The organism is Arthrobacter sp. yr096, from assembly GCF_900108925.1.
Lineage (GTDB): Bacteria > Actinomycetota > Actinomycetes > Actinomycetales > Micrococcaceae > Arthrobacter.
The window spans coordinates 453283-465978 of record NZ_FNYI01000001.1 but is presented as its reverse complement, the minus strand read 5'-3'; the positions used below and the strand labels follow the sequence as shown (position 1 = coordinate 465978).

Sequence of the window (12696 nt, the reverse complement as noted above, 5' to 3'; positions counted from 1 at the left end):
GTACCAATCCAAACACGGATCAGGGTGCCCCGGACCGGGAACCAGCGTTGTTCGGGGGTCTCTCAGGGATCATTCAGGGTATCCCCCAGTAGAGGGCGTGCCCTGCCGGACGGCAGGATCGAAGTATGAACGCGAACAGCATGAACCCAGAGGAACCCGGAACGCCTGGCACCACCGGCGCATCCGGCTCCAGCGCCTCCACCGGCTCGTCCAGCGGCGCTTCAACCGGCGCCGCCGGTTCCGCTTCCGGGGCACCGGAAGAGCCCACGGCCGGCACTTCTGCGGGGACTGGTCCCGCCAGCGGCAACTACCCGCCCACCGGCGACGCACCGGCAGGTTCCCAGCAGAACTTCTTCGACTGGATCCGCAACCAGGGCATCCGCCGTGGACCGGACCGTTGGATCGGTGGCGTCGCAAGCGGTGTAGCCCACCGGTTTGGCATCGACCCGCTGATCGTGAGGGGCATTTTCATTGTCCTGGCACTCTTCGCCGGCGTTGGCGTGCTGCTCTACGGCGTTGCCTGGGCGCTGCTCCCCGAGCCGGATGGCCGCATCCACGTCCAGGAGGCTGGTGCCGGCCGATGGTCGGGAGGCATGACCGGGGCATTGATCACTACGATCATTGGCCTGCCGGGTCTGGGCCGCGGCTTCTGGGGCTGGGGCTGGGACGGACTTCCTGGGGTGTTCTGGACGCTCTTCTGGATGGGCGGCGTCTTCTATCTCATCTACTTCCTGGTGCAGCGAAACAAGGCTTCGAAGGGAACACCCACCATGGGGCAGCAGAATTACGCAACCGCTCCCGGCAGCAATGCCACGTACGGAACGCCCGCATCCTATGCATCCACTGCCACCGCGGGCAGCAACACCGGGGTGCCTGTCTACGGTGCATCGGCTCCGGGCACCAAGCACCAAGGACGCCCCAATCCCTCTGGCGGCTACAGTTCCGGTCCGGTTCCGCCATCAAGCCAGGTTCCCCCATCAGGCCACTTCACTCCTTCCGGCCCTGCCGCACCTTCCGGTCCGCGGCCGCCGTATGGTCCCACTCCCCCGCAAGGGTGGCAGCCGAAGCCGGCAGCACCAAAGAAAAAGGGCCCCGGTCCCGCGATCGTGGCAGTCTCTGCGGGCGCTGCACTTCTGGCCGGCGGCACCCTGAAAGCGCTCGACGCCGGCAACATCATTGAGTTGGGCAACTCGGCCAACGCCGTGGTGTGGGCAACCGGTGCCGCAGTTCTGGGCCTGGGCATACTCATCGCCGGACTCCGCGGCCGGACGCCAGGATTCCTCGGATTCCTTGTGATCGTAGCGCTGATCATCGGTGGCATCTTCAATGTGGTTCCCAGGAATGGAGACCGCTTCACCTTCCACGACGTGAACTGGACACCCACCAGCGTGGAGCAGGCACGGCTCGGCATCAACGTCACGGGGGCCCAAGGGCAATTGGACTTGAGCGAGCTGTCCCTGACGGCGCCGTTGATCTCCGAGGTCACCATTCCGGTGGACGCCACGGCCAGCAACGTCACTGTGATCATCCCCGATGACGTTCCCGTGGAGGTCAGGGCGGATATGACCTTCGGCAATCTCAACGAACGCGGGTCCGACCGCGGTGGCCGCCTTCAGGACGACCGGACTCTGTACAACACCGAAAAGCCCGGAGCCAACCTCGTGGTGGAAATCGACGGCACGTTCAGCAACGTGACCATCCAGGAAGGAAACTGACATGAGCATCAACGAGCCAGGCAAGGCCCACGAGGCCCAGCCAACGCAGCCACTGCCCAGGGAAACCCGCCCCACCGAGGCCCTTCCCAAGCCAACCCTCCAGCAGATTCCGCTCACACCCCCGCTGGAACCCAGCTTCAAGGTAGAGCACACGGACGACGACGATCCACAGCAGGCGCGGATAGGAACCGTGGTGTGGGGGCTGATCGTGATGGCGCTGGCCGCCCTGATTGTCATCTCCACACTCGGCTGGGTGACACTCAACGGGACGTACGTGCTGATCGGCCTCATGATCGGTGCGGGAGCCGCATTGGTAGTGGGTGGACTCCTCTCCGCCCGCAAGGGTTCCAAAAAAGTGACCACCACAAAGTGACAAAGCAAGCACAACAGGGAAGTCTGTAGCCATGGACAAGTTCTTCAGCATCGTCAGGGGCTTCGGCCTGAAGCGTGGACCGCAACGCTGGCTGGGAGGCATCTGCGGAGGAATCGCAGCGAAACTCCGTGTGGACGTAGCCTATGTCCGGGTCGCCTTCCTGCTCTTCTGCCTGCTGCCAGGGCCGGCCCTGGTGGTCTACATCCTGGGCTGGCTCATCCTGCCGGACCAAAAGAACAAGATCCCCCTCGAATCCTTCATCAGCCAGCGTTCCCGGTAGTTCACGGTGAAACAGTTCTAGAGCGACGCGCAGCGCCCCGCCGGTTGGCGGGGCGCTTTTGCGATGTTTTCCGTCAGGTTTCCATTACCGCACGGCCGGGTTGAAAAGTAACCGTTTGTGTCCCACCCCACATGCCCGTCTACAATCATGGGGAGCTCAGCGTGGCGCTCTGCACGTATTCCTCCAAGCCATGAGTGAGCAAACATGAAAATTGGCATTCTTACCAGCGGTGGCGACTGCCCCGGCCTCAACGCAGTGATCCGCGGAGCAGTCCTCAAAGGCATTGCCATCCACGGCCAGGAGTTCGTTGGCTTCCGCGACGGCTGGCGTGGCGTGGTTGAAGGTGATGTCATCGACATTCCCCGCGCCATGGTCCGCGGTATCGCCAAGCAAGGCGGCACCATCCTGGGCACCTCCCGCACCAACCCGTTCGAAAACGGCGGCGGCCCGGACGTCATCAAAGCCCACATGGAACGGCTGGGCATTGAAGCGATCATCGCCATCGGCGGCGAGGGAACCCTGGCCGCTGCCAAACGCCTCACCGACGCCGGCCTGAAAATCGTCGGAGTCCCCAAAACCGTGGACAACGACCTCGACGCCACCGACTACACCTTCGGCTTCGACACCGCCGTCCAAATCGCCACCGAGGCCATCGACAGGCTCCGCACCACCGGCGAGTCCCACCACCGATGCATGATCGCCGAAGTCATGGGCCGCCACGTCGGCTGGATCGCACTGCACGCCGGCATGGCCGCCGGCGCCCACGCCATCCTGATCCCGGAACAGAAAGCCAGCATCGAACAGATCACCGAATGGGTCCAGGAAGCCCACGACCGTGGCCGCGCGCCCCTGGTGGTAGTTGCCGAGGGCTTCGTTCCCGATCACATGGAATCCCCGCACTCCGAGCGTGGCCTGGACACCTTCGGCCGGCCCCGCCTTGGCGGCATCGCCGATCAACTGGCACCCGAGATCGAAGCACGCACCGGCATCGAAACCCGCGCCACCATCCTTGGCCACATCCAGCGCGGCGGCGTCCCCACCGCGTACGACCGCGTCCTGGCCACACGCCTGGGCATGGCCGCCATCGACTCCGTCGTCGAAGGTCGATGGGGCACCATGGTGGCCCTGAAGGGCACAGACATCTCCCACGTCGGCTTCGAAGAAGCCCTCGGCAAACTCAAGACCGTGCCACAGCACCGTTACGACGAAGCGTCGGTGCTGTTCGGGTAGTCGGCTAGGCTGAATCCATGACTTTAGAGCCCACGTCCGCTGCCATTATCCAGCTGGCGTGGGCTCGTCATTTGGGGCTCGGCGACGACGCTTTCGCCACCGCGGCTGCCCAGCTCGCCACCGGCACGCCAGACCCTGGTCAACCCGCCAACAGAATCACCCGCGTGGACGAGTCCGCCCGGTCAGTGGTCTTCCTGAGGCTCTTCGGGGTTTCAGCTTTGGTGGGGCCCCAGTGGGCGCTGGACGCAGCGGCGGAACTTCCCGATACCGAGCTCGCACAGCACGTCACCTTGCTGACCCTGACCCGGGCACATGGCGGGCACGGTCTCGGGTCAACGGCCCTGTTTTTCGCGGACGATCTGCCCCTGCAGCAACCCTCGGACGATCTCACCGTCTCGCACGGGAATCCCGAGGCGATCAGCCTTGAAGGGCTCTGCCCACCGGATGACGTCAATGAAGTTGGGCTCCAAGGATTGGAGCACCGCTTCACCATCATGCACCCGGATGAGGAGCAGCCCACACCGGTGGCCTGTGGGGCGTATTCCGAGTGGGAGGGCATCCTGGCCAACATGGGGGTTCTGGTGGCGCCACCCTGGCGAAGGCGCGGTTTGGGCACGCTGGCTGCGTCCATCGCGGCGCACGAGGCCCTGGCGGCGGGCTTGACCCTCCAGTGGAAAGCCGATGTCAGCAACACTGGAGCACTCGCGATGGCCCGCAGCCTTGGCTTCGCCACGGGCGGGCTCCACGCGAGCGTACTGCTCGGCTGAATCCCGGCGGAGTGTTTGTACAGCTAACGCCCTTTAGGAACCCTCCTGAGGGCGTTAGCTGTACAAACAGTCCAGGTGTTGAGCAGTCTAGGTGTTGAGATCAGCCTTCTCCGTGGCTGGTTCGGATTCGGATGTGCCGCCCCAACCACTCACCGACTTCGGCTTGCCAAAGAACAAAGCCACCACGGCACCCAGCAGAATCGCACAGGCGGGCAGGATGATGGACTGGCTCATCGCCGTCGAGAATCCTGCATGCAGGGCTTCCGGCAGGACACCACTCATGGAGGCTTCACCAACAGGAGCACCGGCAGGCGCCGCAGGCAGTTCTGCTGCCAGCCGCGACTGGATCAGGGCGGCGATGGCCGCCGAACCCAGGACGGCACCGATTTGGCGGGTGGTGTTGAACACGCCCGAACCCGCCCCGGCCTGGCGGGGTGCCAGGTTGCGGGTGGTGGCGTTGGATACCGGACCCCAGATAAAGGCGTTGGCAACGCCCTGCAAAGCGCTGGGAAGCAGGAACATCCAGATGGGGGTGTCAGGTCCCAGCAAGGCCGCGGTCCAGAACAATGCTCCGGCCATGCAGACCAGCCCGAACGAGGCAAAGTAGCGCGGGTTCGCACGGTCAATGAGCTTGCCAACGAATGGCGCCAGCGCACCCGAAATGACGGCCATGGGGATCATCAGCAGCGCCGACTGGGTGGGCGTCAGGCCTCGCACCGTCTGGTAGTAGAAGATGGTGGGCAGCGGGAAAGCGGTGACCGTGAAGCCAACGGCCATGATGGTGGTGTTGCCCAGCGAGAAGTTGCGGTCCTTGAACAAGCCAAGGGGCAGCAGGGGTTCCCCGCCCCGGCGTTCCAGGAGCCACTGCCAAACAACGAAGAGAACCAGCACAACAATTCCGGTGACGATCAGGCCCCACACGGAAATGAAGCCGGTGACTGTTCCCCACTTGTACGTCTGGCCCTCCTGGATGCCAAAGACCAGCAGGAACATGCCGACGGCGGACAGCACCACGCCAACGACGTCGAACGTGTGGCTGTGCGTCGTCAGTTTCGGGACAAAACGGGTGACCAGGATGAACGCCACAATGCCGATGGGGACGTTGACGAAGAAGATCCATTCCCACCCCAGGCTGTCCACCAGGACGCCGCCAAGGATCGGCCCAACGAGTACTGCCATGCCGGCGGTAGCTCCCCACAGACCCATGGCGGCACCGCGCCGGTCCGGAGGAAAGATGCGGGTAATGACGGCCATGGTCTGCGGCGTCATCATGGCGGCACCAAAGCCCTGAACCGCACGGGCGGCGATCAGCATGGTGACATCGCCGGAGAGCCCACACCACAAAGAGGCGAGAGTGAAGACCACAAGGCCGATCAGGTACAGGTTCTTGGGACCAAACCTGTCACCAAGCCTGCCGGTGATGAGCAGGGGGACGGCGTATGCCAGCAGATAGGCGCTGGTGACCCAGATGACGGCATTGATATCCGTGTTGAGGCCCTCCATGATCCGCGGATTCGCGACCGACACGATGGTGGTGTCGATGAGGATCATGAAGAAACCCACCACGAGTGACCACAGCGCGGGCCACGGCTTAGCTACGTTTTCCAAGGGATTCCTTTGGCTTGTTTGAAAGTTCGGTTGGAGTTGGCCGGGGTTCGTCCCAGGGCAGTTTTCCGCTGTCCAACTCCTCCAGGAGACCGCGGATCCACGCGATCTCCGTTCGCGTGATTGCTTGTTGATACGTGATGTCGATCCAGTACTTGCGGTCCAGTCCTTTGGCCGTCACGGTGGCCTCGGCGGTAACCAGGAAGTCAAGATCGGCGCTGAGCGCCACCACCCGCTCTTCAAGGAGCCGCATCACAACGTCCGCGGGAAGGTGATGGGCTTCGGCTATCGCGTGTGGGAAGAGGGGGTACTCGTTAACGGGCGTGGACAGCATCGCTTGGAGCCGGGCATCCAGGGCCTGGTGCCCGGCGTCGGTAATGCAGTACGTAGTCCGTTCGGGGCGGTTGCCTTCGCGTTCCGTTCCGGTTGCCTGGACGAGCCCGTGTTCCTCAAGCCGGCCGACCGCGTGATACAGCGTGCCGGGGCGGACTTTGACGAGCCGGTCCTCATGGCGGGCCATCAGGACTTGATACATCTCGTACGGATGCATGGGTTCTTCTGCCAGAAGCGCCAGGGACGCAACACCCAGGGGCGTCAGGTCAGCAACTTTGGGCACAGCGGACACCTTTCATCATAAATATTCCACCACAACTATTCCACGTGGAATATGTAGGCGCAAGTAAGCCCGGCCGCTGCAGCGACCGGGCTTGCTGGCGTAGTGGCCTGAATCAGCCCAGGAGGGCCAAAATCTCCGTCCGCGCGAACATGGTCGCAGCGTCGCGCGCTGAGGGGGTTCCGGCGTCGGGGTCTGCACCTGCATCCAGCAGCGCCCGGGCTACGCCCGTATATCCCTTGAACACGGCCCCGGCCAGCGGCGTCTGCCCGCGGTCATTGGCAGCGTTGACGTCGGCGCCGTGATGCAGGATCAGCTGCACCGCGTCCTCGTGACCGTGATACGCCGCGAGCATCAACAGCGAATCACCGGCGGCGTTGGTCAGGGTTGCCGGAGCGCCCGCGGCCAAGTAGCTGCGCAGCAATTCGGCGTCGCCGCCGCGTGCGGCGTCAAACAGGGCATGGGCGAGGGCCAACGTTTCGTCGTCGGCGGCCGTTTCGGGGCCGGTGGCCTCCGGGCCGGTGGGGTGGCTCATCGATGGGGTCCCTTCAGGAATCCGGTCTGGCGCCCGACAACCTGGCCGGCGTCGGGGGCGACGATCACTTCCTGGGCAGCGACGTAAGGCTCTTCGCCATCCATCACGGTCAGGGTTTCCTCCGCTGAAACGGAGCGCTTGACCAAGGCCAAGGCCACCGGTCCCATTTCGAAGTGCTGCGCCACCGAAGTCAGAGTACCTACCTTGCGTTCCCCGGCAAATACGACACTGCCAACAGCGGGCAGCGTGTGCTGGGAGCCGTCCAGTTGCAGGAATACCAGCCTCCGCGGCGGGTGGCCCAGGTTGTGCACGCGGGCGATGGTCTCCTGGCCCTTGTAGCACCCCTTGTTCAAGTGAACCGAGGTCCTCAAGAGATCCAATTCGTGGGGAATGGTCTTCTCATCCGTTTCGGCGCCCAGGCGCGGCCGCCATGCGGCGATCCTCAAGGCGTCTGCAGCCAAGGACCCTGCCAGAGGCAGTCCGTCCACGGCGTTTTCAAGCTCGGCAACCGGGACCAGGTACTCAAACCACGGCCGCTCCAGCCCCGGGTGGGACTCTTCGGGGACGATGCTGTAGGCGTAGCCGCCAGGGCTGACATGCGGCCAGGGATCTTCCCATACCAAGCGGGATGACAACTGCTCCACAGCCTTGGTGGCACCCACCACCGCCCACTGCTCCGAGACATCCGTGATCTCCACGCGGAGCATGAACTTCATCTTGTTCAGCCATTCCGCCAACGGGGCCGCTTCCGCGCTCTCCACGATCAGCCAGGTGGTTTCAGCGTCGTCGATGACCCTCGCGTCGAACTCGATGCGGCCTTGCACGCTGAGCATCAACAGTTCGCTGGAAACTCCGGGCTGCAGATTGGTGAGCTGCTGGGAGGACAGTGTGTTGAGCCAGCTCAACCGGTCCGGGCCGGAGACAGTCACTACGCCGCGGTGTGAAAGATCGACGACGGCGGTACCGGTTGCCAAAGCGCGCTGCTCACGCAGAGGCTCGCCATAGTGGGCCGCGACGCCGGCATCCAGACCAGTATCCTCGACAGCGCCAGGGCGCGACAACAGAAGGCTTTTGTAAGTCATATCCAGTAGAAGTCCTTGCGGCTCAGCGGTATTCCGGGTTTTCGAAATCAAATCGGGTGCCTGCTTTCCATTCCTCCGGCAAGTTGCCGTAGGCGGGAATGCCGCCTGCATCACGCAGGAGCTTGGCCATATGGAGCAGGTTCCACGTCATGAAGGTGGTGTTCCTGTTAGTAAAATCACTCTCCGGACCACCCGATCCTTCGTCCAAATAGCTGGGCCCGGGACCCACGGGGCCAATCCAGCCAGCGTCGGCTTGCGGCGGGATAGTGAAGCCAACGTGCTGCAGGCTGTACAGCACGTTCATGGAGCAGTGCTTGATGCCGTCCTCGTTGCCGGTGATCAGGCACCCGCCCACTTTCGGGTAAAACGCCCATTGGCCCCGGCTGTTCAGCTGGCCCGAATGCGCATACAGCCGCTCAATGAGTTTCTTGGTCTGCGACGAGTTGTCCCCCAGCCAGATGGGACCGGCAACCACCACGATGTCGGCATCCTTGACGGCCGGGTAGATCTCCGGCCACTCGTCCGACTTCCAGCCGTGCTCACGCATATCGGGATACACACCACTGGCGATGTCATGGTCAACGGTTCGGATGAGCCGGGTGGTGACACCCTGCTTCTCCATGATGTCCCGGCTGATCCTGATCAGGCCATCCGTGTTGCTGAGCTGTGGAGAGGGCTTGAGAGTGCCATTGAAAAAGACGGCCTTGAGGCCCTCATAGCCTCCCGGCTTGAGGTTGCTGTTCACTGTCTGCTCCTTCTGCTGGTTGCGTGCGGAACGAAAAGTGAGGCCTCGGGCCAAGTACGCCTTTCCCGGGTCAGGACACCTTGTGGAGGAAGGCAGAGGCGTGGGCTTCGAGAGCTTTACCGCTGGCGGCCACATCCCAACGCCACAAGAGGTTGCCGTCCACCAGGCCGAAGATCCGGGTGGCGGCGGTGTACTCCTTGGAGTGGCTGCCGCGCATCACCATGTCAGTGCTTAGCTGGATCTGCGGGCCCTTGATCTGGCCGTAATAGAGCTCTGTGATGCCGCCGGGGTGGGCGATCGAGACAGAGATATCGAAGCCGCCGTCTTTGTTGCGGCGCTCCTCAACGTCATCGGCCGTCTTGAGCACCGGAACGATGTCGGCCGGGATCAGCCCAGGACCGCCGTCGCCCTCCTGGAGCTTCCGCTCCAAAGCCCAGAAACCGGTCTCAACCGTCAGCGGACGCAGCTTTGTGCCGGCGTCATCAGCGAGCCAGGTTTCGGCCCGGTACTGCAGGTACGGAAGACCGTTATGGGTGAAGGAGGCATGCTGGACGAAATGCTCCGAATCCTCGTCACCGCTGCCGAGCCGGCCGCGGCCCTCCCACTCACCAATGAGCCAGGAAAGCGGGACGAGTTCAGGCGTCAGGTCTGTTGGGATCTCAATAGGCACAACGACTACCTTGCGTGGAAAGCAGGATCAGAAGGCTTACTTCTGGCCCTGGAAAAGGCGGTAAACGACAAAACCTGCAAACCAAGCCATGGCAACGCTTGCCAGGCCAAGGAGAACGAGGAAGAAGATTTCAAATGCGAGTACAGACATGATGCCATCCTAACCGTTAGTAGATGAGTAGTTTGTCAATGAAGTATGCCAAAGCCCCCACGGCCCAAACAGGCGCTACGCCCATTCCCACAGCTGCAGGAATGTTGAGGCGTCCCCGGCGGAGGGTGGTCATCCGCCGGAAGCACACCAGCACGGACCCCACCACGACGCCCACCAGGGCGGCGGGGAGGACCGCGATATCAGAGAAGACGAGGCCGGCCAGTGGCCCCATGAGGCCCGCCATCACCACACCAAGGGGCGCCACGATGCGGTCCGGCCAGCGGATGATTCCGATCAGGAGGGCCACAGCAGCGCTCAGGCCGGCCACCAGGACCATCTCCCGTACGCCGTTGAACCGGGCGCTGGCAATCCACCCGGCGCCCAGGCAGTTCAAAAGGACTCCCGCGCAACATCCCAGTGTGGATTCCAGGCGTTGGGCCTGGCCAGTGCCCCGGACCAGCTGGACGATGAACACTGCCATCACGCCCAAGGCAATAAAGGCCGGTGCTCCATCCAGGAACCCTGGTGCCGGCATGTACGCGGCAATCACTGCTGATCCCGCGCCGGCCAAAGCGATGACGGATGCCAGCGTCTTCTTGGCCGGCACTCCAAGGAAATGGGGCCAGCCAATCCCGACAGCCGCGGACGCCGCGATGCCAACGCCCACCATGGCTTCCCGGGAAACGAAGGTGCTGGCCACGATGGCTGCGAGCGCCACGAGTCCAAATACCCCGATGCTCCAAGACTTCACTGTGTGCCGACCTCAATCCGATGCGCCTTACGACCTCTCGACAATCCTGCCTTAACCCGGCCCAATATGTCGTAATTCCGGCGCCTGCCCGTCACGAATCCCTGTCTGGCGGGGCCCTGATGGGTATACTCAGACTTCAACGGCGCACCGTGTTTGCCTTCATCCCGTTACAACGGGCAGAGGTGCACGCGCGCTGTGACCGACCGGTGAGACTCCGGTTTCGACGCCCGATGATGCGCGTAAAGCCCATTGGAGGAACTATGTCGCACATCCTGCTCCTAACGAACAGCACCGGCTCTTCGGTGGACATTCTGCCTGCCTTGGAATTGCTCAACCACCGCGTGCACATCCTCCCGGCAGAACCCACCGCCCTGCTCGAAACCGATCCTACGGACATCGTTTTCCTGGATGCCCGCAAGGACCTGGTGGGCGCCCGCTCACTGACGCAGCTGCTCAAGGCCACCGGCCTGAGCGCACCCCTCATGCTGATCCTCACGGAAGGCGGCATGGCTGCTGTCTCCTCCGCCTGGGCAGTAGATGACATCGTGCTGGACTCCGCAGGACCCGCCGAAGTGGAAGCGCGGATCCGCCTGGCCATGGCGCGAGCCGTCACCGGCGAAGAGGAGACCCAGACCGAGATCCGGGCTGCCGGCGTCGTGATCGACGAAGCGAGCTACACAGCGCGTGTGAATGGCCAACCCCTGAACCTGACGTTCAAGGAGTTCGAACTCCTGAAGTACTTGGCACAGCACCCGGGCCGTGTGTTCACCCGCCAGCAATTGCTGACCGAAGTGTGGGGCTACGACTATTACGGAGGCACCAGGACCGTGGATGTCCATATCCGGCGACTCAGGGCCAAGTTGGGCGTGGACCACGAGAACCTGATCAGCACGGTACGCAACGTCGGGTACCGGCTCACACTGGTCAGGCTCCCCGATGATGAACTCTCGGAAGCCTGAGCCTGCCCGCCGCTTCACCGAAGAACCCGCTGCAACAAAGCAGAAGAGGCCCGGATCTTTGTGGATCCGGGCCTCTTCTGCTTTTGGTGGAGGACATACGGGTCGAACGTATCGAGGCCACCCCACTGGTGGATCCCCCCAACACTCACTGACGAACCAGTCGAAAGCCGAGCGAGATAACGAGACTACCGCCGTTGCGCCGGGACATCAAATCACGCGGCTTGCGTGGGACGTATAGCCTTGCATCATGAGTCACGCGCATCCGGAAAACTGGCCCGTACTGATCATCAACGGCGCCTTGGACACCGAGCTCCTGAAAGACTTCAAGACCCTCGCCGCCGCTGCGGAGGAGTCCGACGGGAACCCTCCCCTCTCTGAGCAGACTCTGGTGATGCTGCGGGGTGTCGACGCGGGCGACCATTCCGTCCTCTCCTTTGCCCTCTATGCTCCTGACGAGGACTCAGATCCGGCCACCGCCGAGGACCTCGCGGGAATCGCCGTCGTCGTTGAAGGCCCGGACCAGAGCGGCGTGCTGGAGTTGGCCGTCCACCCGAGCTACCGCAACCAGGGTGTGGCGGGCAGGTTACTGGGCGCACTCCAGGGCAAACGAAGCCTTGACGGCTTGAGCGCCTGGTCCCACGGCAATCATGAAGCCGCCGCCGAACTCGCCGCGCGCTTCGGATACGGGCCAGTACGTGAACTGTGGAAGATGCGGCTGATGTCCTCGGCCTCTGCACTGCCCGACGCCGGCCTGCCGGATGGCGTCTCCCTCCGCGCCTTCGTGCCGGGCCAGGACGAGCAAGCATGGCTGGACGCCAACCGCGCAGCGTTCTCGCACCACCCCGAACAGGGTTCGATGACCCTGGCGGATCTGGAAGCCCGCAAGGCGGAGGACTGGTTCGATCCCGGGGGCTTCCTGTTGGCCGTCAATGACGGCGGCGAGCTGTTGGGATTCCACTGGACGAAGGTCCATCCCCGCCAAGGTCCGCACCCGGCCATCGGCGAGGTGTACGTGGTGGGCGTTACGCCGGCGGCCCAAGGGCTGGGTCTTGGCAAGGCGTTGACGGTAGCGGGTATCAACCATCTCCAGGACAAGGGCCTGCATGCGGTGATGCTCTACGTAGACGCCGACAACGCAGCCGCGGTAGCCCTTTATCAGAAACTCGGCTTCGTTCGTTGGGATACCGACGTGATGTATGGTCCGGTAACCAAAAATTAACC

The 12696-nt window shown here is 63.3% G+C and carries 14 protein-coding genes; 7 read left to right on the top strand and 7 right to left on the bottom strand.

Annotated elements, in window-relative coordinates; translation table 11 throughout:
* The first annotated feature begins 125 nt into the window (after positions 1-125).
* The 5 genes from BMY91_RS02205 to BMY91_RS02185 all read left to right on the top strand — a co-directional run bounded on the left by BMY91_RS02205 (position 126) and on the right by BMY91_RS02185 (position 4365).
* Positions 126-1715, top strand: a complete 1590-nt coding sequence (locus BMY91_RS02205; RefSeq protein ID WP_177179829.1) for a PspC domain-containing protein — start codon at positions 126-128, stop codon at positions 1713-1715.
* Between the two features lies 1 nt (position 1716).
* Complete coding sequence (locus BMY91_RS02200) at positions 1717-2088, top strand: hypothetical protein (protein WP_090817717.1); 372 nt, start codon at positions 1717-1719, stop codon at positions 2086-2088.
* 31 nt (positions 2089-2119) lie between these two features.
* Complete coding sequence (locus tag BMY91_RS02195; protein ID WP_090817714.1) at positions 2120-2368, top strand: PspC domain-containing protein; 249 nt, start codon at positions 2120-2122, stop codon at positions 2366-2368.
* Between the two features lie 204 nt (positions 2369-2572).
* Complete coding sequence (locus BMY91_RS02190) at positions 2573-3598, top strand: ATP-dependent 6-phosphofructokinase (protein ID WP_090817712.1); 1026 nt, start codon at positions 2573-2575, stop codon at positions 3596-3598.
* Between the two features lie 17 nt (positions 3599-3615).
* The gene (locus BMY91_RS02185; RefSeq protein ID WP_090817708.1) at positions 3616-4365 is read left to right on the top strand and encodes a GNAT family N-acetyltransferase; all 750 of its coding nucleotides are present in this window, start codon (positions 3616-3618) and stop codon (positions 4363-4365) included.
* An 87-nt stretch (positions 4366-4452) separates the two neighbouring features.
* On the opposite strand, the gene BMY91_RS02180 is transcribed toward BMY91_RS02185, so the two are convergent.
* The 7 genes from BMY91_RS02180 to BMY91_RS02150 form a co-directional block, all read right to left on the bottom strand.
* On the bottom strand, positions 4453-5973 hold the full coding sequence (locus BMY91_RS02180; protein ID WP_090817705.1) for a DHA2 family efflux MFS transporter permease subunit: 1521 nt from the start codon (positions 5971-5973) through the stop codon (positions 4453-4455).
* Positions 5957-6586, bottom strand: a complete 630-nt coding sequence (locus BMY91_RS02175) for a PadR family transcriptional regulator (protein WP_090819075.1) — start codon at positions 6584-6586, stop codon at positions 5957-5959. Before BMY91_RS02175 ends, BMY91_RS02180 begins: the two co-directional genes overlap by 17 nt.
* Before the next feature lie 112 nt (positions 6587-6698).
* A complete protein-coding gene (locus BMY91_RS02170) occupies positions 6699-7118 on the bottom strand; it encodes an ankyrin repeat domain-containing protein (protein ID WP_090817703.1) in 420 nt (139 codons plus the stop codon).
* Positions 7115-8200 carry a CAF17-like 4Fe-4S cluster assembly/insertion protein YgfZ gene (locus BMY91_RS02165; protein ID WP_090817700.1) on the bottom strand — a complete coding sequence of 362 codons (1086 nt, stop codon included), beginning with the start codon at positions 8198-8200 and terminating at the stop codon, positions 7115-7117. Before BMY91_RS02165 ends, BMY91_RS02170 begins: the two co-directional genes overlap by 4 nt.
* A gap of 22 nt (positions 8201-8222) precedes the next feature.
* On the bottom strand, positions 8223-8945 hold the full coding sequence (locus BMY91_RS02160; protein ID WP_090817697.1) for a flavodoxin family protein: 723 nt from the start codon (positions 8943-8945) through the stop codon (positions 8223-8225).
* Positions 8946-9015: 70 nt separating this feature from the next.
* Positions 9016-9615: a nitrobindin family protein gene (locus tag BMY91_RS02155; RefSeq protein ID WP_090817694.1), complete on the bottom strand. Its 600-nt coding sequence runs from the start codon at positions 9613-9615 to the stop codon at positions 9016-9018.
* 166 nt (positions 9616-9781) lie between these two features.
* A complete protein-coding gene (locus BMY91_RS02150) occupies positions 9782-10516 on the bottom strand; it encodes a permease (RefSeq protein WP_090817691.1) in 735 nt (244 codons plus the stop codon).
* A 260-nt stretch (positions 10517-10776) separates the two neighbouring features.
* Between BMY91_RS02150 and BMY91_RS02145 the strand changes: the two genes are divergently transcribed.
* Positions 10777-11475, top strand: a complete 699-nt coding sequence (locus BMY91_RS02145; RefSeq protein ID WP_090817688.1) for a winged helix-turn-helix transcriptional regulator — start codon at positions 10777-10779, stop codon at positions 11473-11475.
* A gap of 247 nt (positions 11476-11722) precedes the next feature.
* A complete protein-coding gene (gene mshD, locus BMY91_RS02140) occupies positions 11723-12694 on the top strand; it encodes a mycothiol synthase (protein ID WP_090817685.1) in 972 nt (323 codons plus the stop codon).
* Positions 12695-12696 lie beyond the last annotated feature (2 nt).

Bases quoted from the DNA above. Each gene is read 5' to 3' on its own strand.
- BMY91_RS02205 (WP_177179829.1), top strand. From the start codon at position 126: ATGAACGCGAACAGCATGAACCCAGAGGAACCCGGAACGCCTGGCACC.
- BMY91_RS02200 (WP_090817717.1), top strand. From the start codon at position 1,717: ATGAGCATCAACGAGCCAGGCAAGGCCCACGAGGCCCAGCCAACGCAG.
- BMY91_RS02195 (WP_090817714.1), top strand. From the start codon at position 2,120: ATGGACAAGTTCTTCAGCATCGTCAGGGGCTTCGGCCTGAAGCGTGGA.
- BMY91_RS02190 (WP_090817712.1), top strand. From the start codon at position 2,573: ATGAAAATTGGCATTCTTACCAGCGGTGGCGACTGCCCCGGCCTCAAC.
- BMY91_RS02185 (WP_090817708.1), top strand. From the start codon at position 3,616: ATGACTTTAGAGCCCACGTCCGCTGCCATTATCCAGCTGGCGTGGGCT.
- BMY91_RS02170 (WP_090817703.1), bottom strand. From the start codon at position 7,118: ATGAGCCACCCCACCGGCCCGGAGGCCACCGGCCCCGAAACGGCCGCC.
- BMY91_RS02165 (WP_090817700.1), bottom strand. From the start codon at position 8,200: ATGACTTACAAAAGCCTTCTGTTGTCGCGCCCTGGCGCTGTCGAGGAT.
- BMY91_RS02145 (WP_090817688.1), top strand. From the start codon at position 10,777: ATGTCGCACATCCTGCTCCTAACGAACAGCACCGGCTCTTCGGTGGAC.
- mshD (WP_090817685.1), top strand. From the start codon at position 11,723: ATGAGTCACGCGCATCCGGAAAACTGGCCCGTACTGATCATCAACGGC.